The sequence below is a fragment of the Ectobacillus ponti genome (genome assembly GCF_024294785.1).
Classification (GTDB): domain Bacteria; phylum Bacillota; class Bacilli; order Bacillales; family Bacillaceae_G; genus Ectobacillus; species Ectobacillus ponti.
Window position 1 is genome coordinate 21,701 of record NZ_JANCLT010000004.1, and the last position, 19,894, is coordinate 41,594.

Annotated in this window: 20 protein-coding genes; 19 read left to right on the forward strand and 1 reads right to left on the reverse strand. The window is 54.6% G+C overall.

All coding sequences use genetic code 11. The features are described from left to right. Positions 1–28: 28 nt before the first annotated feature. The 18 genes from ilvB to NK662_RS08925 all read left to right on the forward strand — a co-directional run bounded on the left by ilvB (position 29) and on the right by NK662_RS08925 (position 15,974). Positions 29–1,720 (forward strand): acetolactate synthase large subunit, encoded by a 1,692-nt coding sequence (gene ilvB, locus NK662_RS08840; RefSeq protein ID WP_254758565.1) that lies wholly within the window; start codon positions 29–31, stop codon positions 1,718–1,720. Positions 1,721–1,723: 3 nt separating this feature from the next. Further along, positions 1,724–2,245, forward strand: coding sequence for an acetolactate synthase small subunit (gene ilvN / locus NK662_RS08845; RefSeq protein WP_254758566.1), 522 nt, complete (start codon positions 1,724–1,726; stop codon positions 2,243–2,245). Positions 2,246–2,259: 14 nt separating this feature from the next. Then, positions 2,260–3,267 (forward strand): ketol-acid reductoisomerase, encoded by a 1,008-nt coding sequence (gene ilvC, locus NK662_RS08850; RefSeq protein ID WP_254758567.1) that lies wholly within the window; start codon positions 2,260–2,262, stop codon positions 3,265–3,267. A 5-nt stretch (positions 3,268–3,272) separates the two neighbouring features. Then, a complete protein-coding gene (locus NK662_RS08855) occupies positions 3,273–4,793 on the forward strand; it encodes a 2-isopropylmalate synthase (RefSeq protein WP_254758568.1) in 1,521 nt (506 codons plus the stop codon). Positions 4,794–4,805: 12 nt separating this feature from the next. Beyond that, complete coding sequence (gene leuB / locus NK662_RS08860; RefSeq protein ID WP_254758569.1) at positions 4,806–5,876, forward strand: 3-isopropylmalate dehydrogenase; 1,071 nt, start codon at positions 4,806–4,808, stop codon at positions 5,874–5,876. Further along, the gene (gene leuC, locus NK662_RS08865; protein ID WP_254758570.1) at positions 5,876–7,270 is read left to right on the forward strand and encodes a 3-isopropylmalate dehydratase large subunit; all 1,395 of its coding nucleotides are present in this window, start codon (positions 5,876–5,878) and stop codon (positions 7,268–7,270) included. Before leuB ends, leuC begins: the two co-directional genes overlap by 1 nt. Then, the gene (leuD, locus tag NK662_RS08870) at positions 7,248–7,820 is read left to right on the forward strand and encodes a 3-isopropylmalate dehydratase small subunit (RefSeq protein WP_254758571.1); all 573 of its coding nucleotides are present in this window, start codon (positions 7,248–7,250) and stop codon (positions 7,818–7,820) included. Before leuC ends, leuD begins: the two co-directional genes overlap by 23 nt. A 428-nt stretch (positions 7,821–8,248) precedes the next feature. Further along, entirely contained in the window at positions 8,249–9,511 is a 1,263-nt protein-coding gene (locus NK662_RS08875; RefSeq protein ID WP_254758572.1) for an ATP phosphoribosyltransferase regulatory subunit, read from the forward strand. Further along, complete coding sequence (gene hisG / locus NK662_RS08880; protein ID WP_254758573.1) at positions 9,487–10,122, forward strand: ATP phosphoribosyltransferase; 636 nt, start codon at positions 9,487–9,489, stop codon at positions 10,120–10,122. The genes NK662_RS08875 and hisG overlap by 25 nt, the downstream gene beginning before the upstream one ends. 12 nt (positions 10,123–10,134) lie before the next feature. Continuing rightward, positions 10,135–11,418 carry a histidinol dehydrogenase gene (gene hisD / locus NK662_RS08885; RefSeq protein ID WP_254758574.1) on the forward strand — a complete coding sequence of 428 codons (1,284 nt, stop codon included), beginning with the start codon at positions 10,135–10,137 and terminating at the stop codon, positions 11,416–11,418. 12 nt (positions 11,419–11,430) lie between these two features. Further along, a complete protein-coding gene (gene hisB, locus NK662_RS08890; protein WP_254758575.1) occupies positions 11,431–12,018 on the forward strand; it encodes an imidazoleglycerol-phosphate dehydratase HisB in 588 nt (195 codons plus the stop codon). 1 nt (position 12,019) lies between these two features. Continuing rightward, the gene (gene hisH / locus NK662_RS08895) at positions 12,020–12,649 is read left to right on the forward strand and encodes an imidazole glycerol phosphate synthase subunit HisH (RefSeq protein ID WP_254758576.1); all 630 of its coding nucleotides are present in this window, start codon (positions 12,020–12,022) and stop codon (positions 12,647–12,649) included. Continuing rightward, the gene (gene hisA, locus NK662_RS08900; RefSeq protein WP_254758577.1) at positions 12,622–13,338 is read left to right on the forward strand and encodes a 1-(5-phosphoribosyl)-5-[(5-phosphoribosylamino)methylideneamino]imidazole-4-carboxamide isomerase; all 717 of its coding nucleotides are present in this window, start codon (positions 12,622–12,624) and stop codon (positions 13,336–13,338) included. The genes hisH and hisA overlap by 28 nt, the downstream gene beginning before the upstream one ends. Further along, the gene (gene hisF, locus NK662_RS08905) at positions 13,332–14,090 is read left to right on the forward strand and encodes an imidazole glycerol phosphate synthase subunit HisF (protein WP_254758578.1); all 759 of its coding nucleotides are present in this window, start codon (positions 13,332–13,334) and stop codon (positions 14,088–14,090) included. The genes hisA and hisF overlap by 7 nt, the downstream gene beginning before the upstream one ends. Then, positions 14,087–14,392, forward strand: a complete 306-nt coding sequence (gene hisI / locus NK662_RS08910) for a phosphoribosyl-AMP cyclohydrolase (protein ID WP_254758579.1) — start codon at positions 14,087–14,089, stop codon at positions 14,390–14,392. Before hisF ends, hisI begins: the two co-directional genes overlap by 4 nt. A gap of 12 nt (positions 14,393–14,404) precedes the next feature. Then, positions 14,405–14,725 (forward strand): phosphoribosyl-ATP diphosphatase, encoded by a 321-nt coding sequence (locus NK662_RS08915; RefSeq protein ID WP_254758580.1) that lies wholly within the window; start codon positions 14,405–14,407, stop codon positions 14,723–14,725. A gap of 12 nt (positions 14,726–14,737) precedes the next feature. Next, positions 14,738–15,742, forward strand: coding sequence for a histidinol phosphate phosphatase domain-containing protein (locus NK662_RS08920; protein ID WP_254758581.1), 1,005 nt, complete (start codon positions 14,738–14,740; stop codon positions 15,740–15,742). A gap of 55 nt (positions 15,743–15,797) precedes the next feature. Continuing rightward, positions 15,798–15,974, forward strand: coding sequence for a hypothetical protein (locus NK662_RS08925; protein ID WP_254758582.1), 177 nt, complete (start codon positions 15,798–15,800; stop codon positions 15,972–15,974). Positions 15,975–16,015: 41 nt separating this feature from the next. Here the strand turns inward: NK662_RS08925 and NK662_RS08930 are convergent, their stop codons facing one another. Then, a complete protein-coding gene (locus tag NK662_RS08930) occupies positions 16,016–16,552 on the reverse strand; it encodes a DoxX family membrane protein (protein ID WP_254758583.1) in 537 nt (178 codons plus the stop codon). Positions 16,553–16,876: 324 nt separating this feature from the next. Between NK662_RS08930 and NK662_RS08935 the strand changes: the two genes are divergently transcribed. Then, on the forward strand, positions 16,877–19,885 hold the full coding sequence (locus NK662_RS08935) for an efflux RND transporter permease subunit (RefSeq protein WP_254758584.1): 3,009 nt from the start codon (positions 16,877–16,879) through the stop codon (positions 19,883–19,885). The last annotated feature ends 9 nt before the right edge of the window (positions 19,886–19,894 follow it).

The window sequence follows — 19,894 nt, forward strand, 5'->3', positions numbered from 1 at the left end:
GTAAAAAACTGAATCTGGAGGGATTCACATGTCTTGGCAGACGCAAGAAAGAACAGCGACAGGAGCAGAATTGCTGCTGGAGGCGCTCCGTAATGAAGGGGTAGAGGTCATTTTCGGATATCCGGGCGGTGCAGTGCTTCCATTGTATGATGCCCTGTATGACTGCGAGATACCTCATATTTTGACACGGCATGAGCAAGGCGCCATTCACGCTGCGGAAGGGTATGCCCGCGTGACAGGGAAAGCCGGTGTTGTGATCGTGACAAGCGGCCCGGGCGCCACGAATGTCATTACCGGCTTGACGGACGCAATGATGGATTCACTGCCGCTTGTTGTATTTACAGGCCAGGTGGCTTCAACGGTCATCGGCACGGATGCGTTCCAGGAGGCCGACATCATTGGTCTGACCATGCCGGTGACAAAGCATAACTATCAGGTCCGCAAGGTCAGCGACCTGCCGCGCATCGTGAAGGAAGCATTCCATATTGCGACAACGGGACGTCCCGGGCCTGTCGTCATTGACCTTCCGAAAAACATGGTGGTGGATGCCGGCATTCGTCCGGACAGTGTGGAACTGGATCTGCCTGGATACCAGCCGACATATGAGCCGAACCGGATGCAGATTGCCAAGCTGCTGCAGGCAGTTGCGGTGGCAAAACGGCCGATCATCCTGGCCGGTGCAGGCGTGCTGCATGCGAAGGCATCTGAGGAACTGACGGCATTTGCCCGGATGTATCAAATCCCGGTTGTTCATACGCTGCTCGGGCTTGGCGGTTTCCCGCCGGATGATGCTTTGTTCCTTGGCATGGGCGGCATGCATGGCACATATACAGCCAATATGGCCATGTATGAGTGTGATCTGCTGATTAATATCGGCGCCCGATTTGATGACCGTCTGACCGGCAACCTTAACCATTTTGCCAAGCAGGCCGTTGTAGCGCATATCGATATTGATCCAGCGGAAATCAGCAAAAACGTGCCGACGGACATTCCGATTGTGGCCACGGCCAAGCGGGCGCTGCAGGTGCTGCTGGAGAAACCGGGCACAAAGGATAACCATGGTGAATGGCTGCGGCTGCAGCAGGACCGCAAGCAAAAGCATCCATTTGCTTATGAGCCTTCCGGGGAAGTCCTGAAGCCGCAGGAAGCGATTGAACTCCTGCATGAGACAACAGAAGGCAAAGCCATTGTGGTGACAGATGTGGGCCAGCATCAAATGTGGGCAGCCCAGTATTATCCGCTCCGCGACCCTGATAAGTGGGTCACATCAGGCGGGCTCGGAACGATGGGCTTTGGACTTCCAGCTGCCATCGGCGCCCAAATCGGCAAGCCGGATGAAATCGTTGTTGCGGTCGTGGGGGATGCCGGCTTCCAGATGACGCTGCAGGAGCTGAGCGTGATGAAGGAGCACAATTTGCCGGTGAAGGTGCTGATTGTGAATAATGAGGCGCTCGGCATGGTGCGCCAGTGGCAGGAATCCTTCTACGAGCAGCGCTACTCGCACTCGCTGGTTCCTTGTCAGCCGGACTTCCTGGTGCTGGCACAGGCATACGGCATCAAGGGCATCCGGATTGAAACGCCGGAGCAGGCGAAGGAAAAGCTGCAGGAGGCGGTTGCCTACCCGGGCCCGGTTCTCATTGACTGCCGCGTTCTCCAGTCTGAGAAGGTCATGCCAATGGTTGCGCCGGGCAAAGGGGTACACGAGATGGAGGGGGTGTAAGTCATGAAACGTATTGTGACAGCGACTGTCCGCAACCAGAGCGGCGTGCTGAACCGGATTACCGGTGTCATGTCGCGGCGGCAGTTCAACATTGAAAGCATTTCTGTCGGCCACACAGAATCTCCGCATGTATCCCGCATGACCATCGTGGTGCATGTCGACAGCCTCGAGCAGATGGAGCAGCTGATTAAGCAGCTGCACAAGCAGATCGATGTGCTGAAGGTGTCCGATATTACCGAAGAGGCCATGATTGCCCGTGAGCTGGCGCTGATTAAAGTGTCCACAAGCGTGGCGACGCGCGCCGAATTATACAGCTTGATTGACCCGTTCCGTGCTACGGTTATTGATGTTGGGAAGGATTCCATCATCGTTCAGGTAACCGGAACGCAGGACAAAATCGAAGCATTGATTGAGCTTCTTCGCCCATATGGCTTGAAAGAAATTGCGAGAACGGGTGTAACTGCCTTTACCCGCAGCATGAAGAAGCAGGAAAAGCCGCAAAAAATGATCATTAACGGACAATGAGGAGGAAATCGGAAATGGCAAAGGTATACTACCAGGATTCAGTAGGAGTAAACGTACTGCAAGGAAAGAAGATCGCAATCGTGGGCTACGGCTCCCAAGGGCACGCACATGCGCAAAACCTGCGCGACAACGGCTTTGACGTTGTCATCGGCGTAAGACCGGGCAAGTCCTTCAACCAGGCAAAGGAAGACGGCTTTGCGGTAAAGACTGTTGCGGAAGCAGCGCAGGAAGCAGATGTCGTCATGATCCTGCTGCCGGATGAGCGCCAGCCTGAAGTATACGAAACAGAAATTGAGCCCAACCTGCAGCCTGGCAACGCGCTTGTATTTGCCCACGGCTTCAACATTCATTTCAAGCAAATCACACCTCCAGAGGATGTGGATGTATTCCTGGTAGCGCCAAAAGGACCGGGACACCTTGTCCGCCGTACATTCACAGAAGGCGCTGCCGTACCGGCATTGTTCGCAGTGTATCAGGATGCGACAGGCACAGCGCGTGAAAAAGCACTTTCCTATGCGGACGGAATCGGCTCCACTCGCGCGGGCGTTCTGGAAACAACGTTCCAGGAAGAAACAGAGACTGATTTGTTCGGTGAGCAGGCTGTACTTTGCGGCGGCGCGACTGCGCTTGTAAAAGCGGGCTTTGAAACACTGGTGGAAGCGGGATACCAGCCGGAAGTTGCCTACTTCGAGTGCCTGCATGAGCTGAAGCTGATCGTGGACCTGCTGTATGAAGGCGGCTTGGCGAACATGCGCTACTCCATCTCCGACACAGCGCAGTGGGGCGACTTCGTGGCTGGCCCACAGATCGTGACAGACGAGACGAAGAACGCAATGAAGAAGGTGCTGACAGACATCCAGGAAGGCACGTTTGCCCATGGCTGGATTGCGGAGCATAAAGCGGGCCGTCCAAACTTCAATGCAATCAATGAGAAGGAAAACCAACACCAAATCGAGGTGGTCGGCCGCGAGCTGCGTGCGATGATGCCGTTCGTGAAGCCGCGCGTAAAATTGGAGGTCTGAGGCTGATGAGACAAATTCTGTTCATGGACACGACGCTGCGGGATGGTGAGCAGTCCGCCGGCGTAAACCTGAATCCGCAAGAAAAACTGCAAATCGCCAGACAGCTCGAGCGTCTTGGTGTGAATGTCATGGAGGCCGGCTTTGCCGCCGCCTCCGAAGGTGACTTCCAATCCGTGCGTGATATCGCCAGAATCGTGCAGAACGCTTCTGTCATGAGCTTGGCACGGGCAAAGGAATCCGACATCCGTACAGCCTATGAAGCCCTAAAGGATGCAGTTGCGCCACGGCTTCACGTGTTCATCGCAACGAGCGACATCCATATGAAGCACAAGCTGCGCATGACGCGCGAAGAGGTGCTTGATACGGTCCGCAGCACCGTTGCGCTGTCAAAATCCTTATTTCCAGTCGTACAGTTTTCAGCCGAGGATGCGACAAGAACAGATTACGCCTTTTTGGCACAGGTTGTAGAGGAAGCGATCCGCTGCGGAGCAGATGTCATCAACATTCCGGACACTGTCGGGTATACCAATCCGCAGGAGTATTATCAGCTGTTCCAATACTTAAAGAATCACGTTCCTTCTTATGATAAAGCAATCTTCTCCTGCCATTGCCATGACGACTTGGGGATGGCGGTCGCAAACTCGCTGGCAGCCATCGAAAGCGGCATTGGACAGGTAGAGGGAACCATCAACGGCATTGGTGAGCGTGCCGGCAATGCGGCGCTTGAGGAAATTGCGGTGGCCTTGCATATCCGCAAGGACCACTACCAGGCGGATACGTCCATCCATCTGAAGGAAATCAAGGCAACAAGCGCCCTTGTCAGCAGATTGACCGGCATGGTTGTTCCGAAGAACAAGGCGGTAGTCGGCGCAAATGCCTTCGCGCATGAGTCCGGTATTCATCAGGATGGCGTGCTGAAGGAAGCATCCACCTATGAAATTATTTCCCCTGAACTGGTTGGAGAAGAAGCAAATAAGCTGGTGCTGGGCAAGCACTCCGGCAGACACGCCTTCATGGACCGGATGCAGGAGCTTGGCTATCAGCTGTCGGAAGAAGAGCGTGACCGCGCGTTCCGTTCCTTCAAGCAGCTGGCAGACCGTAAGAAAGAGGTGACGGAGGAAGACTTGCATGCTTTGATTCTTGGAGAAGCGGCAGCGCATGACCAGCCGTATGAAGTGAAGCATTTGCAGGTGCATTTCGTCTCCAACAGCACGCAATCTGCCACTGTCATGCTGGAAGACCAAGATGGCAAGGTGCTTGAGGATGCAGCGACGGGGGCCGGCAGCATTGAAGCCATTTACAATGCGATTCAAAGAATTCTGGACTTGGATTGCGAGCTGATTGATTATCGCATCCAATCCATCACACAGGGACAGGACGCCCTTGCACACGTACATACGGAGCTGCAGCAGGGCGGCAAGCGGGTATCGGGCTTCGGCGTGGCGCAGGATGTGCTGGAGGCTTCAGCCCGTGCTTATGTGCATGCGGCAGGAAAGCTGAAACGATTGTTGACAGTAGCGAGATAAGGAGTGGGGAACATGGAGAAACGAGTCGTTTGTTTGGCGGGGGACGGCATTGGTCCGGAAGTGATGCAAAGCGCAAAGCGCGTGCTGCAGGTGGTGGAGCGATTGTATCAGCACAAGTTCCACCTGCAGGATGAACTGTTTGGCGGAGCGGCAATTGACGAGGCTGGCCAGCCGTTTCCGGCCCGCACGCTGGCTGCTTGCTTGGCAAGCGACGCCGTGTTGCTCGGAGCAGTCGGCGGCCCGCGCTGGGACCAAGCTGCAGAGCGTCCGGAGAAGGGCCTGTTGGCGCTGCGGAAGGCATTGAATGTGTTTGCCAATGTACGTCCTGTGCAGGTCGATGAGGCGGCAGCGCATTTGTCTCCTTTGCGCGAGGAAATTGTGAAAGGTGTAAACTTTGTTGTGGTCCGCGAGCTGACCGGCGGAATCTATTTTTCTTTTCCAAAGGAGCGTACTGCCGAACAGGCGACTGATACACTGACCTATACGCGCAGGGAGATTGAAAGAATTGTAGAGTACGCATTCCGCTTGGCGCAGTCGCGCGGGCGCAAAGTAACGTCTATTGACAAGGCAAATGTCCTGGAGTCGAGCAAGCTGTGGCGGGAGGTCGCCATTGAAGTGAGTGCACGCTACCCGGATGTGGAGCTGGAGCACTTGCTGGTTGACGCGGCGGCCATGGAGCTGATCCGCCGCCCGTCCCGCTTCGACGTCATCGTGACAGAGAACTTGTTCGGCGATATTTTAAGCGATGAGGCTTCTGTCCTGACCGGCTCGCTCGGCATGCTGCCTTCTTCCAGCCATTCCGAGAGCGGTCCGGCTTTGTATGAACCCATCCATGGTTCTGCGCCGGATATTGCCGGCCAAGGCAAAGCCAACCCGGTTGCGATGCTTCGTTCTGTCGCCATGATGCTGGAGCAGTCCTTTGGGCTGGAAGCGGAAGCGCAGGCAGTAGAGAACGCCATTGCTGCTGTATTGAAAGCAGGACACAGCACAGCGGATCTCGGCGGAACGGAAACGACTGTTTCCTTTACGGACCGTGTTGTGCAGACGATGGAAGAGCAAGTGTTAGTGGGGAGAGGAAGATAATGGGAAAAACGTTGTTCGACAAGCTGTGGGAGCGCCACGTGGTGGCAAATGGTCCAAACGGCTCCGATTTACTGTACATCGACCTTCACCTCGTCCATGAGGTTACGTCACCGCAGGCCTTTGAAGGCCTGCGGCTGGCAGGACGCTCTGTCCGCCGTCCCGACCTGACCTTTGCGACGATGGACCACAATGTTCCGACAAAGGATGTCTGGAATATTACGGATGCTATCGCGAAAAAGCAAATTGATACGCTTGCGGCAAATTGCAAGGAATTCGGCGTGCAGCTGGCAGATATGGATGATGAGCGGCAGGGTATTGTCCATGTCATCGGGCCGGAGCTTGGCTTGACGCAGCCAGGCAAAACAATTGTGTGCGGCGACAGCCACACATCCACACATGGAGCCTTTGGCGCGCTGGCGTTTGGCATCGGCACGAGTGAAGTGGAGCATGTCCTCGCGACGCAGACGCTTTGGCAAAAGAAGCCGAAGTCCATGGGAGTCGAGCTGAAAGGCAAGCTGCCAAGAGGCGTATATGCCAAGGATATCATTCTGCACCTGCTTACAACCTACGGTGTATCCATGGGGAACGGCCATGTGCTTGAGTTTTACGGTGAAGCAATTCAAGCGATGTCCATGGAGGAGCGGATGACGCTTTGCAACATGGCGATTGAGGGCGGCGCGAAAGCCGGACTTGTCGCACCGGATGAAACCACCTTCGCTTATGTGGAAGGGCGGCCGTATACGCCGCAGCCATATGCGGACGCGGTGGCAAAGTGGCAGGAGCTGTATACAGACGTGGATGCCGTATATGACCGGCATGTGACAGTGGATGTCTCCGGGCTGGCGCCATACGTCACTTGGGGCACAAACCCGGGCATGGGCGCCCGCATTGACGATCAGCTTCCTGCAATTGCAAATGAAAACGATGCGCGTGCTTATGAATATATGGGCTTGCAGCCGGGACAAAGCGTGACGGACATTCCGGTGCAGCATGTATTCATTGGTTCCTGTACCAATTCCAGATTGTCAGATTTGGAGGAGGCAGCTTCCTTTGTGAAAGGCAAGAAAGTACAGCCGGGCATCCGGGCAATGGTTGTGCCGGGATCGAAGCAGGTACGCCAGCAGGCAATGGAAAAGGGTCTGCATGAGGTGTTCATCGAGGCGGGCTTTGAATGGCGCGAAGCGGGCTGCTCCATGTGCCTTGGCATGAACCCGGACCAGGTGCCGGCCGGAGAACACTGTGCCTCCACCTCCAACCGCAACTTTGAAGGACGGCAGGGCAAAGGGGCCAGAACGCATCTGGTAAGCCCGGCTATGGCCGCGGCCGCAGCCGTATACGGCCGCTTCGTTGATATTCGGAAGGAGGAGTTCCATGCAGCCGTTTCATACGCATAAGGGTCTTGCTGTCGCGCTCATGCGCGACAATATCGACACAGACCAAATTATTCCAAAGCAGTATTTAAAGCGCATCGAGCGAACCGGCTTTGGCCAATTCCTCTTTGATGAATGGCGCTATTTGGCGGACCGGAGCGACAATCCGGAGTTTCCGCTGAACGCGCCGGACCGAAAAGGCGCGACAATTCTGGTGGCCGGCGAGAACTTCGGCTGCGGCTCCTCCCGTGAGCATGCGCCATGGTCCTTGGCGGATTACGGCTTCCGTGCCATCATCGCAGGCAGCTTTGCCGACATCTTCTATATGAATTGCACGAAGAATGGTATTTTGCCAGTCGTGCTGGATGAGAAAGCCCGCCGGTTCCTGGCGTCCCTGCCGGCAGGTGAACAGGTGGAGGTCAACCTTGCGGAGCAGCTCGTCTGTGCCGGGGGCAAAGCTTTCTCCTTTGCCATTGAACCGGTTTGGAAGGAAAAGCTGCTGCACGGACTGGACGATATCGCGTTAACACTGCAGTACGCTGACGCAATTGCAGCATACGAACAAAAAGCCTGACAAAAACAGGGGCCGACTTATCGGCCCTTTCTTTATGGGGCGGTTTTTGGGAGACCGCGGATACGCTTTGCAAGATTGCCGGAGATGAAGCAGAGCTTGAGCATGAGGTGAGCAGGAATATTTGCGGATGCCCCGGTAAAAACCTCTGAAATCCATCCAACCTCTTTTCCTTCCCGGATGCATTGTATGCCATTATACAGAATAGTAAATGTTTTATGACAAAAGCCCCGATTGAGAATGCGCTTTCATGCAGTCCCCATTCATATTTCTTTGTGAGATAAAGCTTTTATGTTCATATTTTCTACAATCAATTTTGTATAAAAATTCTTATTTTTGCACAAATTCACACCGGTAAACTATTTGACATAAATTTCTTTCCTCTGTATCTTGTAAATAACAACTTTCGTTTTAAATAGGGGTGTTGAAGGATGACGAAATGGAAACGAGCGAACCCGAGCGGGACGCGGGACCTGCTGTTTGCAGAGTCCACGCTGCAGGAGGAAGTCGAGCAGCGGCTGCGCCGGGTGTTTATGGCCCGCGGCTATGAAGAAGTGCGGACGCCGACAATTGAATTTTACGATGTGTTTTCCTTCCATCATCGCCCAATCGATGAAGAGAAGATGTATAAATTCTTCGACCAGCAGGGACGCATTCTTGTGCTGCGTCCGGATATGACCATTCCAATGGCGCGTGTAGTCGGGTCTACGATGATGAAGCCGCCATTAAAGCTGACCTACAGCGGCAACGTGTTCCGTGCCAACACGAGCATGACCGGCAAATATAATGAGCTGACGCAGACCGGCATTGAGATTATCGGTGTGGAGAATCTGCGGGCGGAAGTAGAATGCATTGTCAGCGCCATTCACGCCCTGCAGGCGGTGGGGCTGTCCCAGTTTAAAATTGAGATTGGCCAGGTCGAGCTGTACAAGTCCATTGTCAAGAAGCTGTCGCTGAACGAAGAGGATGAAGCGGCGCTGCGCAGCTATATTGAAAATAAGAGCTATACGGGCCTGACACAATTCTTGCAAAGAAAGAATTTTGATACAAAAGATGAAACCGTGCGCCTTCTGCAGCGGCTGCCGCGCCTGTTTGGCGGCTTGGAGGTCATGGATGAGGCGGAGCGCCTTGCCACCAACAAGGACATGCATAAAGCATTGCAGCGTGTCCGCCAAATCTATGAAGCGGTTGAACGCCTCGGCTACGGAAATTATATTTCTGTTGACCTCGGCATGATTCAAAATCTTCATTATTATACGGGCGTCATCTTCCGCGGCTATGCCCATGAAATTGGCGAGGAGATCCTGAGCGGCGGCCGCTATGACGAGCTGATGGGCTACTTTGGCGAACCGCTGCCGGCTTGCGGCCTGGCCCTGCAGGTGGACCAAATTGTCCGTGTGCTGAAGGACCACAACCCGCCGGCGGAGAAAGCGCCTGTGGACGTGCTGATCCATTATGATTTAGAAACGATTGAGGAAGCGGAACGCCTGCGCGCCCTGTATGTAAAGGACGGCCTGCAGGTGGAGCTGTCCATGATGGCAACGCTGCCGGAAACATTCCATTTTGCGCGCAAGCACGGTATTGAGCGCGTTGTGGATACATCAGGCGACAAGCTGAACGGCTTTGTCTGGCAGGATCAATGGGTGCTCGAGAAGGAGGGGGAAGCATCATGCGTCACATTCAAATTGCGCTGACGAAGGGCCGTCTTGAAAAGGCTGTGCTGCCATTTTTGGAAGGCATCGGCATTGATTGCTCGGAGCTGAAGGAAAAGGGGCGGAAGCTCGTGTTCCACAGCAAAAACACAAATATTTCCTTTATTCTTGTGAAGGCGGTGGACGTGCTGACATATGTGGAGCACGGCGTGGCGGACATCGGCATCGTCGGCAAGGATGTCATTATGGAAAATGAAAAGGAAATATATGAAATGGTGGATCTCGGCATTGGCCGCTGCCGTTTCTGTGTCGCATCCATTCCTTCCTATGATCCAAGCAGCTATAAAAAGAAAACCATTGCCACCAAGTACCCGAATGTGGCTTCCGCCTATTTCCGCCAAAAGGGCGAGGATGTGGAAATTATTAAAATAGAAGGCTCCGTAGAGATTGCTCCAATTCTCGGCCTGGCGGACGCGATTGTCGATATTGTGGAAACGGGCGTGACACTGCGGGAGAACGGGCTCATTATATTTGAAGAAATGCACGATATATCCGCACGTCTCATTGCCAACAAAGCATCCTTAAAGATGAAAAAGGATGAGATGTTCGCGGTCATTGAGAAGATGGAAGAATATATCGGAAATCGTGTATAGGGGGATTTGGAGATGAAAATTGTATACGGTGAACGTGACAGCATTCTGTCCAGCATGGCCGAGCTGCGCGAGCAGGCGACAGCTGTGGAGAAAACAGCGGCAGAGGCAGTAGAGGCAATTGTGGCGGATGTCAAAGCGCGCGGCGATGAAGCGGTGCGCGAGTATACAAAGCGCTTTGACGGCGTGGAGCTTGAGTCATTCCGTGTCGGCGCAGAGGCCGTTGCACAAGCGGTTGCCAGCGTCGAGGCGGACTTCTTGGAGGCATTGGAGGCGGCAAAGCGAAACATCGTCTCCTATCATGAAAAGCAAAAGCGCCAAGGCTTCATGGACGGCGACGGCACCGGCATTATCCGCGGCCAGCTCATCCGTCCATTGGAGACAGTCGGCGTATATGTGCCGGGCGGAACCGCAGCCTATCCTTCCTCCGTGCTCATGAATGTGCTGCCGGCGAAAATTGCCGGAGTCGGTCGGATTGTGATGGTAACACCGCCTGGAAAAGACGGTGTGAATCCGTACATACTGGCGGCTGCGCAAATTGCCGGCGTGGACGAAATCTACAGCATCGGCGGCGCGCAGGCAGTGGCGGCATTGGCATACGGCACAGCCTCGCTTCCGCGTGTGGATAAGATTGTGGGGCCGGGCAACATGTATGTGGCGCTGGCAAAGCGTGCGGTATTTGGCGCGGTGAACATCGACATGATCGCGGGGCCGTCTGAAATCGTCGTCATTGCCGATGAAACAGGCAACCCTGCCTACATTGCAGCGGACCTGCTGTCACAGGCGGAGCACGATGTGAACGCGAGCGCCATTTTCATCACGACAAGCAAGGAACTGGCGGAACAGGTGCGGGCCGAGGTGGAGCAGCAGCTGCAGGCGCTGCCGCGCGCAGAGATTGCAGGCGCTTCCATTGAGAAGAACGGTCTCATTGTCGTAGTGAACTCACTGGAGGAAGCATTCGATGTATCCAACGAGATCGCACCGGAGCACCTGGAGCTGCACATTCCGGACCCGGTGATGGCGCTCGGCCAAATTAAGCATGCCGGCTCCATTTTCCTTGGGCCGTATGCACCGGAGCCGCTTGGCGATTATTTTGCCGGCCCGAACCACGTGCTGCCGACAAGCGGCACAGCGCGCTTCTTCTCGCCGCTGTCTGTGGATGATTTTGTGAAGAAATCCAGCTTCCTTTCTTATACAAGAGAGGCGCTGGAGCAGGTAAAGAATCAAATTACCATTTTAGCGGAAAAAGAAGGCTTGTCTGCGCACGCACGGGCAATCACCATCCGCTTTGATAAATAAGGGGGCACATGTATGGCACGCACAGCTGAGATCGTACGCACCACCACTGAAACAGACATCCGCGTCCGCGTGGACTTGGACAATCCGGAAGAGGTAAGCATTGACACAGGCGTCGGCTTCTTTGACCACATGCTGACACTATTTGCGCGCCATGGCCGCTTTGGCCTGAACGTGCAAGTCAAAGGCGACCTGCACATCGACTCCCACCACACTGTGGAGGATGCAGGCATCGCGCTTGGCGCCTGCATTAAGGAAGCATTGGGCGACAAAAAGCAAATCAACCGCTACGGCACTGCCTATGTGCCGATGGACGAGGCGCTTGGCTTCGTGTCGCTTGATATCAGCAATCGTCCGTATCTTGTATTTGATGCGGAGCTGGCCAATGATCGTCTCGGCACATTTGACACAGAGCTGACGGAGGAATTTTTCCGCGCCATCAGCTTCAATGCCGGCATCACCCTGCACGCCCGCGTGCTGTACGGAAAGAACACGCATCACAAAATTGAGGCGCTGTTCAAGGCGTTCGGCCGTGCCTTGCGTGAAGCGGTTGAAATCAACGAAAAAATCACAGGCGTGAATTCCACAAAGGGGATGTTGTAAGATGATTGCCATTGTTGACTATGGAATGGGCAACCTGCGCAGTGTTTCCAAGGCGCTTGAGCATATTGGCGTGTCCTGTGTCATCACGGATGATGCGGAGACCATCCGCAAAAGCGATGCCATCATCCTGCCGGGTGTCGGCGCGTTTCCGAAGGCGATGAAGGAGCTGCAGGAGCGCGGTCTTGTGTCGCTGCTACAGGAAGAAGCTGCAACAGGCAAGCCATTTTTCGGCATCTGCCTCGGCATGCAGCTGTTATTTGAAGCAAGCGAAGAAATTGAATATACAACAGGCCTCGGTCTTCTGCCGGGTGTGGTGCGCAAGCTGCCGGCCGGCCGCAAGATTCCGCACATGGGCTGGAATGCGCTGGAGAAAAAGCAGGAAACACCGCTCATGAAGGGCTTGGATGAAAGCCCGTACGTCTACTATGTGCACTCCTACTATGCGGACTGCCCGGCAGACGTGATTGATGCCGGCAGCCCATACGGTGTGTTCGCTCCGGGTCTTGTATCCAAGGGGAATATTTTCGGCGCGCAGTTCCACCCGGAAAAAAGCAGCGACGTCGGCTTGAAAATGCTAGAAAACTTTAAGGAGTTGGTTGCAACGTGGTCATCTTCCCGGCTATCGATTTGAAAAATGGACGCTGCGTGCGTCTCTATCAGGGCCAGTTTCAACAGGAAACGGTCGTAAACGAAAATCCGCTGGAGCAGGCGGTTGTGTTTGAGAAACTGGGCGCCAAGGCGCTTCACCTTGTTGACCTCGACGGCGCATTGGACGGAACTCCGACAAATCTGCCGGTCATCCGGCAAATTGCAAGCAAGCTGAACATTCCGGTACAGGTGGGCGGCGGCATCCGTTCCATGGAAACGATTGAAGCCCTTCTGTCTGTCGGTGTGGCACGCGTGATCATCGGTACAGCAGCCCTCCTGAACCCTGCATTTCTGCAGGAAGCGCTGGAGAAGCACGGCGACCGCATCATCGTCGGCATTGACGCGAAGGATGAGTACGTCGCAACGCGCGGCTGGCTGGATGTATCTGATGTACACTACATCGAGCTGGCGAAAAAAATGGAGGAGATGGGTGTCAAAACCATTATCTTCACCGATATTTCCCGGGACGGTACGCTGACGGGGCCGAACCTGGAGCAGCTGGCAGCCTTGCAGGCAGCCGTGGGAGTGGATATCGTGGCATCCGGCGGTGTCAGCTCGCTTGAAGATATCAGCAAGCTGAACGACATGAATCTGTACGGCGTCATCACAGGAAAGGCTCTGTATGAAGGCAAGTTTGCGCTTGAAGAGGCACTGCAGGTGACAGTATGCTGACGAAGCGGATTATCCCGTGTCTCGACGTAAAGGACGGACGCGTTGTCAAAGGCATCAACTTCGTCGGATTGACAGACGTGGGCGACCCGGTGCAAATCGCGGCTGCCTACAACAAGGCCGGCGCGGATGAGCTTGTATTTTTGGACATTACCGCCACACACGAAGACCGGAAAACGATGATTGATGTGGTCGAGCGGACAGCGGCAGAGGTGTTCATTCCGCTGACAGTCGGCGGCGGCATCGGTTCTACAGAGGAGATGTACAACCTGCTGCGGGCGGGGGCGGATAAAATCTCGCTGAACTCGGCAGCTGTGCGCAATCCGCAGCTCATCGCAGAAGGCGCGGAGCACTTCGGCTCCCAATGCATTGTGGTGGCCATTGATGCGAAGAAAACAGGCGAGGGCAAGTGGAACGTATTTGTCAGCGGCGGCCGGATTGATACAGGCTTGGATGCAGTGGAATGGGCAAAGCAGGCAGAGACGCTTGGCGCAGGTGAAATCCTGCTGACCAGCATGGATGCGGACGGCACGAAGCAGGGCTACGACCTGGAGCTGACAGAAGCCATTTGCCAGGCTGTCACCATCCCGGTGATTGCGTCCGGCGGCTGCGGCCATAACGGACATATTGTGGAAGTGTTTGAAAAAACAACAGTGGATGCGGCGTTGGCTGCTTCCATCTATCACTACGGCGAAACAACCATTGCTGAAACGAAGCAGGACATGAAGCAAGCCGGAATTGAGGTGCGCCTATGACACCGGATTTCTCCAAGGGCTTAGTGCCGGCCGTCATTATCGATGACAAAACGAGTGATGTGCTGATGCTGGGCTATATGAACGAAGAATCGTATGCGAAAACGCTGGAAACGAAAACAACGTGGTTTTTCTCCCGGTCCCGCAACAAGCTGTGGAACAAAGGAGAAACCTCCGGCCATTTTCAGCATGTAAAGGAAATGTATCTCGACTGCGACCAGGACACGATTCTGGTGCGCGTGGATCAAATCGGTCCGGCATGCCATACAGGAAGCCGCACCTGCTTCTATACAAAGGTGCTGTAAGGGGGACTACACATGAATGTACTGCAGGAGCTGTTCGCGGATATTTTGGAGCGCAAGCAAAATCCATCCGCTGAATCGTATACCAATTACTTGTTCACAAAAGGCGAAGACAAAATTTTAAAGAAAATCGGCGAAGAGACGACAGAGGTTGTCATCGCGGCGAAGAACAACGATAAGGACGAGCTCATTTATGAGGTGGCGGATCTGGCGTACCATTGCCTCGTGCTGCTGGCGGAAAAGGGTCTGACCGTAGCGGATGTCGAGAAGGAGCTGGAGCGCCGCCGCGGCAAGCTGTCCAAGGTCGGTGACCGGAAGGAAATCGAGAACCTGTAAGGAGAGAGAAGCATGAGAGTGGATTATCATCTCCATTTGGAGGAAGGACCGTATTCTCTGCGCTGGCTGGACCGGACGAACACGGCACTGCAGCATTTTCAGCCGGTGGATGCGCCGAAGCATTCGTGGGAGTGGCTGCTGGAGTCGAAGAAGCGGCTGCAGGAGCGCCTGGACCAAGGGGCGTTCTCTCCATTCTGGATTGACCTGTACCTGGAGGAAGCGCTGAAGAAGGGCTTGAAGGAGGTCGGCATCGTCGATCACCTGTACCGTTTCACGGAAGCAAGAGAGTACTACTATCGATATGTAGACATCAGCGACAGTGATCTGGGCCGCCTGCAGAAGGAATGGCTGGATCAGGTCATGATGGAATCCATCCACCATTTCACGGCTGCCATTGAAGCGGCGAAGGAACGCTGGGCAGCCCGCGGCATCACGCTGCGCCTGGGCCTGGAAGCGGACTACTTCGTCGGCGGCGAAGCCGAGTTGTCAGAGCTGCTGGCGCTTGGCAGCTGGGATTATGTCATTGGCTCTGTCCACTTTCAGGACGGCTGGGGCTTTGACAACCCGGACACACAGGCGTACTTTGCGGGCAAGGATCTCGTGAAGCTGTACGAAAAGCACTTTGCGACAGTGGAAAGCGAAATCCGCTCCGGCTTGTTCGATTTTGTGGCGCATATCGACAACATGAAGGTGTTCAATTACCGCCCGGATGAAAACCTGCTGCTCGGACACTACGAGCGCATCGCCCTCGCGCTGAAGGAAGCAAATGTGGCGACGGAGGTGAACGCCGGCCTGTACTACCGCTACCCGGTCAAGGAAATGTGCCCAAGCCCGCTGTTTTTGACGGTGCTGAAGCGCCACAACGTGCCAATCACCATTTCCTCCGACTCGCACTATCCGGATGATATCGGCAGCTACGTGGCGCAAAATGTGGACACGCTGCTGCGCCATGGCTTCATTGAGGTGGCGACGTTTGAAAAACGCCGGCGCATCATGAAGCCGCTCGTGCAAGGATAATCCCCCCGGGCATTGCTCACACTAAGCGTGAAGCAATGCGAAGGAGGGATTCACAGTGGATGAAAAGCAAGCTTATAAAGACACCGGCAAGCTGACGAATTACCATTACGGCACGGACGAGGACAATCGGACCACGGAGGAGCAGACGCAATTGGCGATGTCCCAGGACAAACCGGTTACGCACAAGCCTGGCAACGGCATGCCTTCCATGGACAACCGTCCGCGCCAATAAACAAGAAAAAGCATGTGGATGCGCTCCACATGCTTTTTGTATCAGTGAGCCGGATGCAGGTGGTTCATGCCATCATGCTCTTCTTCTTCATTGTGCTGCTTCACCACAGCCTTGCGGAGGAATGGGATCACCCAGCGGTCCAGGCCGTAGTAGCCAGCGTTCAGGCCGGCAGCAAGGAGAATGCCGCCCATCAGGATGTCAGTTGGGCTGTGGGACACAGTGCCTGCCATCAGGAAGCTGAAGTTCATTACGAGACCGAAGAATGCAGCGGCAGTTGTCAGGCAGCCAAGCAACAGGCCAAGACCGACTAAAGCTTCGCCAAGCGGAATCACAATGTTGAACACATGGGCATTTGGCAGTGCGAATTCCTTCAGGAAGGAAACATACCAGCCATACACAACGCCGTCAGGACCGGCAACCGGCTTTGCGATTGCGCCGGCGAGGAAGCCGGAAGCGTCAAAGTGCCCGCTTTGGAGTTTGCCGATGCCGGCTGTGAGCCAGGAATAACCAAGATATACACGAATGAGTGTTAAGATAGCAGATGCAATACGGTTTTCTCTTAAAAATTTGCTGAACATAGAAGTTCGCTTCCTTTCAAGTAGGTTGTAATGGATTACACTGTCAGTATATAAGAAAGTCTGTCCCTCATGTTGCATTTGTGAAGTTGTTCACATATCGTTCAAAAGAAGATGGCGGAATTGTGAAGGAGGCGTATGACTTTTGTCAGATGAGAATGTGACGGATGACATCGTTTCAAGATGAGCCTTACCTTCTATACTGAACAAGGAGATATCAGTCTTAAGGCCTACCATAAAATGGAACGTTTGGTGCATGAAGTAAGACCCCGGCCATTTTACAATAGGACTTGTGAAGAATAGGTACATAAGTCAGGAGGAAAAGAAATGGGAGTGTGGACGAAGTTTTCACTGAAAAATGCGGGTGTCATCTTGATTGCGATGATCATGCTGATCGCCGGAGGGGTGTACTCGGTTCAGACCATGAAAATGGAAGAAATGCCGAATGTGGATATCCCTTACGTTATCGTACAGGTGCCATACCCGGGTTCTACGCCGGAGCAGGGGCTTGAGGATATCGGCAAGCCGATGGAAAGTACGCTGTCGGGTGTACAGAAGCTAAAGAATTTGTATGTGGAATCACACAGCAACTATGTCATGGCCATTCTGGAATTTCAAATGAACCGCAAGATGGAGGAAGCGGAAAAGGATGTCATCAGCGCTTTGGCTTCCTTGAAGCTGCCGGAAGGGGCGGAGAAGCCGGTTGTCATGAAGGATGGGCCGTCACAGATGTCTGTTCTGTCCTTTGCACTTTCTTCTGAGAGCGCGGGTGCCGCTGATCTGACAGCCTATGTGAACGAGAAGGTGAAGCCGCTGCTGGCGACAGTCGAAGGCATCGGCAAGGTGGAGGTGCTGGGAGACACGGAAAAGCAAGTATCCATTGGGCTCAATGCTGAAAGTATGCTGGCAAAGGGGATCAGCATGGAGCAGGTCAAGCAGGCGATTGTGACCTCCAACCTGGCGATTCCGGCCGGCCAGGTGCAAATCAAGGACCGGACGCTGAATGTGCAGGCCGACTTCCGGCTGGATTCTCTGGAAGCAATCAAGCAGATTGAGGTCGGCGCGGGCAGAGTGAAGCTGGCGGATATTGCCACAGTGGAACTGAAGGATACAAAGAAGCTAACGCAAACAAGAGTGAACGGAACGCCGGCCATCCTGGTGGAGGTAAAAGCACAGCCGGGCTCCAACGCGGTGGAGCTTGTACGCCAGGCAAAGGAGAAGCTTGACGGGCTGCCGCTGCCTGCCGGCTACAAGCTGACCATTCAGCAGGACAGTGCCGTACAGGTGAAAAAGTCAGTGGACAGCATGCTGCGGGAGGTGCTGCTTGGCACACTGTTTGCAGTTATCGTAACGTTTGTGTTCCTCCGCAATATCCGGGCCACCATTGTGGCTGTGCTGTCCATACCGCTGTCTGTGCTGGCGGCGATGATCACGCTGAAGTTTCTGGACTACAGCCTGAACATGATGACGCTCGCCGGGATCGCGGTGGCAGTCGGCCGTGTCATCGATGACTCGATTGTTGTCATTGAGAATATTTACCGACGCACACTGACAAGCAAACGGCGCAATGAATTCATGGTGCTGGAAGCGACAAAGGAGGTGGCAAGCGCCGTTACCTCTTCCACGGTCACAACGATGGCAGTGTTCGGTCCCCTGTCCTTTGTACCAGGCATTATCGGGCGCTTCTTTGCTCCGTTTGGCATCACCGTGCTGGTTGCGCTGGCATTTTCCCTGCTTGTTTCCATTACGGTCGTTCCGCTTTTGGCAAAGTATTTCCTGCTGCAGGTGAAGCAAAAACCGCACAAGGAAACCGGGCTGCAGCGCACATATAAGCGGGTGCTGCAATGGACGCTGCGCCGCCGCGCCATCACGCTGCTGCTGTCCTTTGTGATGTTCGCCGGATCGCTGGCGCTTGTGACCGTGATCCCGCAAAACTTTTTGCCTGAGGAAAAAGCGGTTGTATTCCAGCTGGCTGCAGACCTTCCGGCCGGCACATCCCTGGCCAAGGGAAATGAGATTGCGCGGAAGTTTGAAGCGATTGTAGAAGAGGAGCCGCATGTCAAAAGCTATGAAACAGTGGCTCAGGGCGAACGGGTTCGTCTGACCATCCTGCTGGAGCAAACCGTATCGAAGGAAGACTCCAAAGCATTTGAAAAAGAAGTGCAGCGAAAAGCGAAAGAGGCCGCGCCGGAGCTGCAGCCGGCTCTATCACCGGTGAGCCTGACCGGCGGCGGACAGATGATGCTCGTTGTGGAGGGCGGCAAGGCTGAGGATTTGAAAAAGGCGGGTGAGATGATTGTGGATGCCATCGGAGATATCGAAGGGCTTTCCAATGTGAAAAGCAATCTGTCGGCGACAAAGCCGCAGCTCAGTCTGGAAGTGAACAAGGAACAGGCAGCCGGGTACGGGCTGAACACCGCCATGATTGCGGGGTTTGTCCGCAGTCTCATCAACGGCGATACCGTGACAAATGTGCAGATTGACGGAAAAACAACCACTCTGCAGCTTGGCATGAAGCAGGGAGACCTGTCTTCTGTGGATGCCATTTTGAATCATACCATTGTGACGCCGGCCGGCAAGCAAATCAAGCTGTCCGAAGTGGCGGCGCTGACGGAAAAACCGGGACCGTCCGCGTTATTCCGCCTGAATCAGCAGGAGTACGTAGAGATTACGGGCCGCTACACAACAGATAATGTGTCCGGCGTACAGGCCGAGGTGGATAAGCGAATGAAAACGCTGGAGCTGCCGGGCGGCGTGAAGCAGCGCTCCGAGGGCGCCGCAACCTCCATGAATGAAGGCTTCCGCAACATGGCAATTGCCATGGGTGTGGCAATCATGCTTGTATTTATCGTGATGCTCGTGACGTTCGGCAGCATGACGGCACCACTTGCGATTTTGACATCGCTGCCATTCCTGTTCTCGGGCGGATTGTTCGGGCTGTATGCGACGAAGCAGGCTCTTGGCATGCCGGCTCTCGTCGGCTTCCTGATGCTGATTGGGATTGTTGTGACAAATGCCATTGTGCTGATGGACCGTGCCGCGCAGAATGAAAAGGCCGGCATGGGGACGGCAGAGGCGCTGCTTGAAGCTGGGGCGACAAGATTGCGTCCGATTCTGATGACAGCCTTGGCCACAATTGGGGCGCTTGTTCCGCTGGCACTGTCTGCAGAAGGCGGCCTCATCTCCCGCTCATTGGCCATTGTCGTGATTTCCGGCTTGCTTACCTCCACGCTGTTGACGCTGATTATTGTTCCGACTGCTTATCATGCGATGAAGGGGATGGGTCAAAGGCTGCGTCGTAAGCCGGCAGCGGTTGTGGCGGAGGAACCTGCATAAACTAAGGGG

Coding starts and splice junctions, on each gene's coding strand:
- ilvB (WP_254758565.1), top strand. CDS start 29: ATGTCTTGGCAGACGCAAGAAAGAACAGCGACAGGAGCAGAATTGCTG.
- ilvN (WP_254758566.1), top strand. CDS start 1,724: ATGAAACGTATTGTGACAGCGACTGTCCGCAACCAGAGCGGCGTGCTG.
- ilvC (WP_254758567.1), top strand. CDS start 2,260: ATGGCAAAGGTATACTACCAGGATTCAGTAGGAGTAAACGTACTGCAA.
- NK662_RS08855 (WP_254758568.1), top strand. CDS start 3,273: ATGAGACAAATTCTGTTCATGGACACGACGCTGCGGGATGGTGAGCAG.
- leuB (WP_254758569.1), top strand. CDS start 4,806: ATGGAGAAACGAGTCGTTTGTTTGGCGGGGGACGGCATTGGTCCGGAA.
- leuC (WP_254758570.1), top strand. CDS start 5,876: ATGGGAAAAACGTTGTTCGACAAGCTGTGGGAGCGCCACGTGGTGGCA.
- leuD (WP_254758571.1), top strand. CDS start 7,248: ATGCAGCCGTTTCATACGCATAAGGGTCTTGCTGTCGCGCTCATGCGC.
- NK662_RS08875 (WP_254758572.1), top strand. CDS start 8,249: ATGACGAAATGGAAACGAGCGAACCCGAGCGGGACGCGGGACCTGCTG.
- hisG (WP_254758573.1), top strand. CDS start 9,487: ATGCGTCACATTCAAATTGCGCTGACGAAGGGCCGTCTTGAAAAGGCT.
- hisD (WP_254758574.1), top strand. CDS start 10,135: ATGAAAATTGTATACGGTGAACGTGACAGCATTCTGTCCAGCATGGCC.
- hisB (WP_254758575.1), top strand. CDS start 11,431: ATGGCACGCACAGCTGAGATCGTACGCACCACCACTGAAACAGACATC.
- hisH (WP_254758576.1), top strand. CDS start 12,020: ATGATTGCCATTGTTGACTATGGAATGGGCAACCTGCGCAGTGTTTCC.
- hisF (WP_254758578.1), top strand. CDS start 13,332: ATGCTGACGAAGCGGATTATCCCGTGTCTCGACGTAAAGGACGGACGC.
- hisI (WP_254758579.1), top strand. CDS start 14,087: ATGACACCGGATTTCTCCAAGGGCTTAGTGCCGGCCGTCATTATCGAT.
- NK662_RS08915 (WP_254758580.1), top strand. CDS start 14,405: ATGAATGTACTGCAGGAGCTGTTCGCGGATATTTTGGAGCGCAAGCAA.
- NK662_RS08920 (WP_254758581.1), top strand. CDS start 14,738: ATGAGAGTGGATTATCATCTCCATTTGGAGGAAGGACCGTATTCTCTG.
- NK662_RS08930 (WP_254758583.1), bottom strand. CDS start 16,552: ATGTTCAGCAAATTTTTAAGAGAAAACCGTATTGCATCTGCTATCTTA.
- NK662_RS08935 (WP_254758584.1), top strand. CDS start 16,877: ATGGGAGTGTGGACGAAGTTTTCACTGAAAAATGCGGGTGTCATCTTG.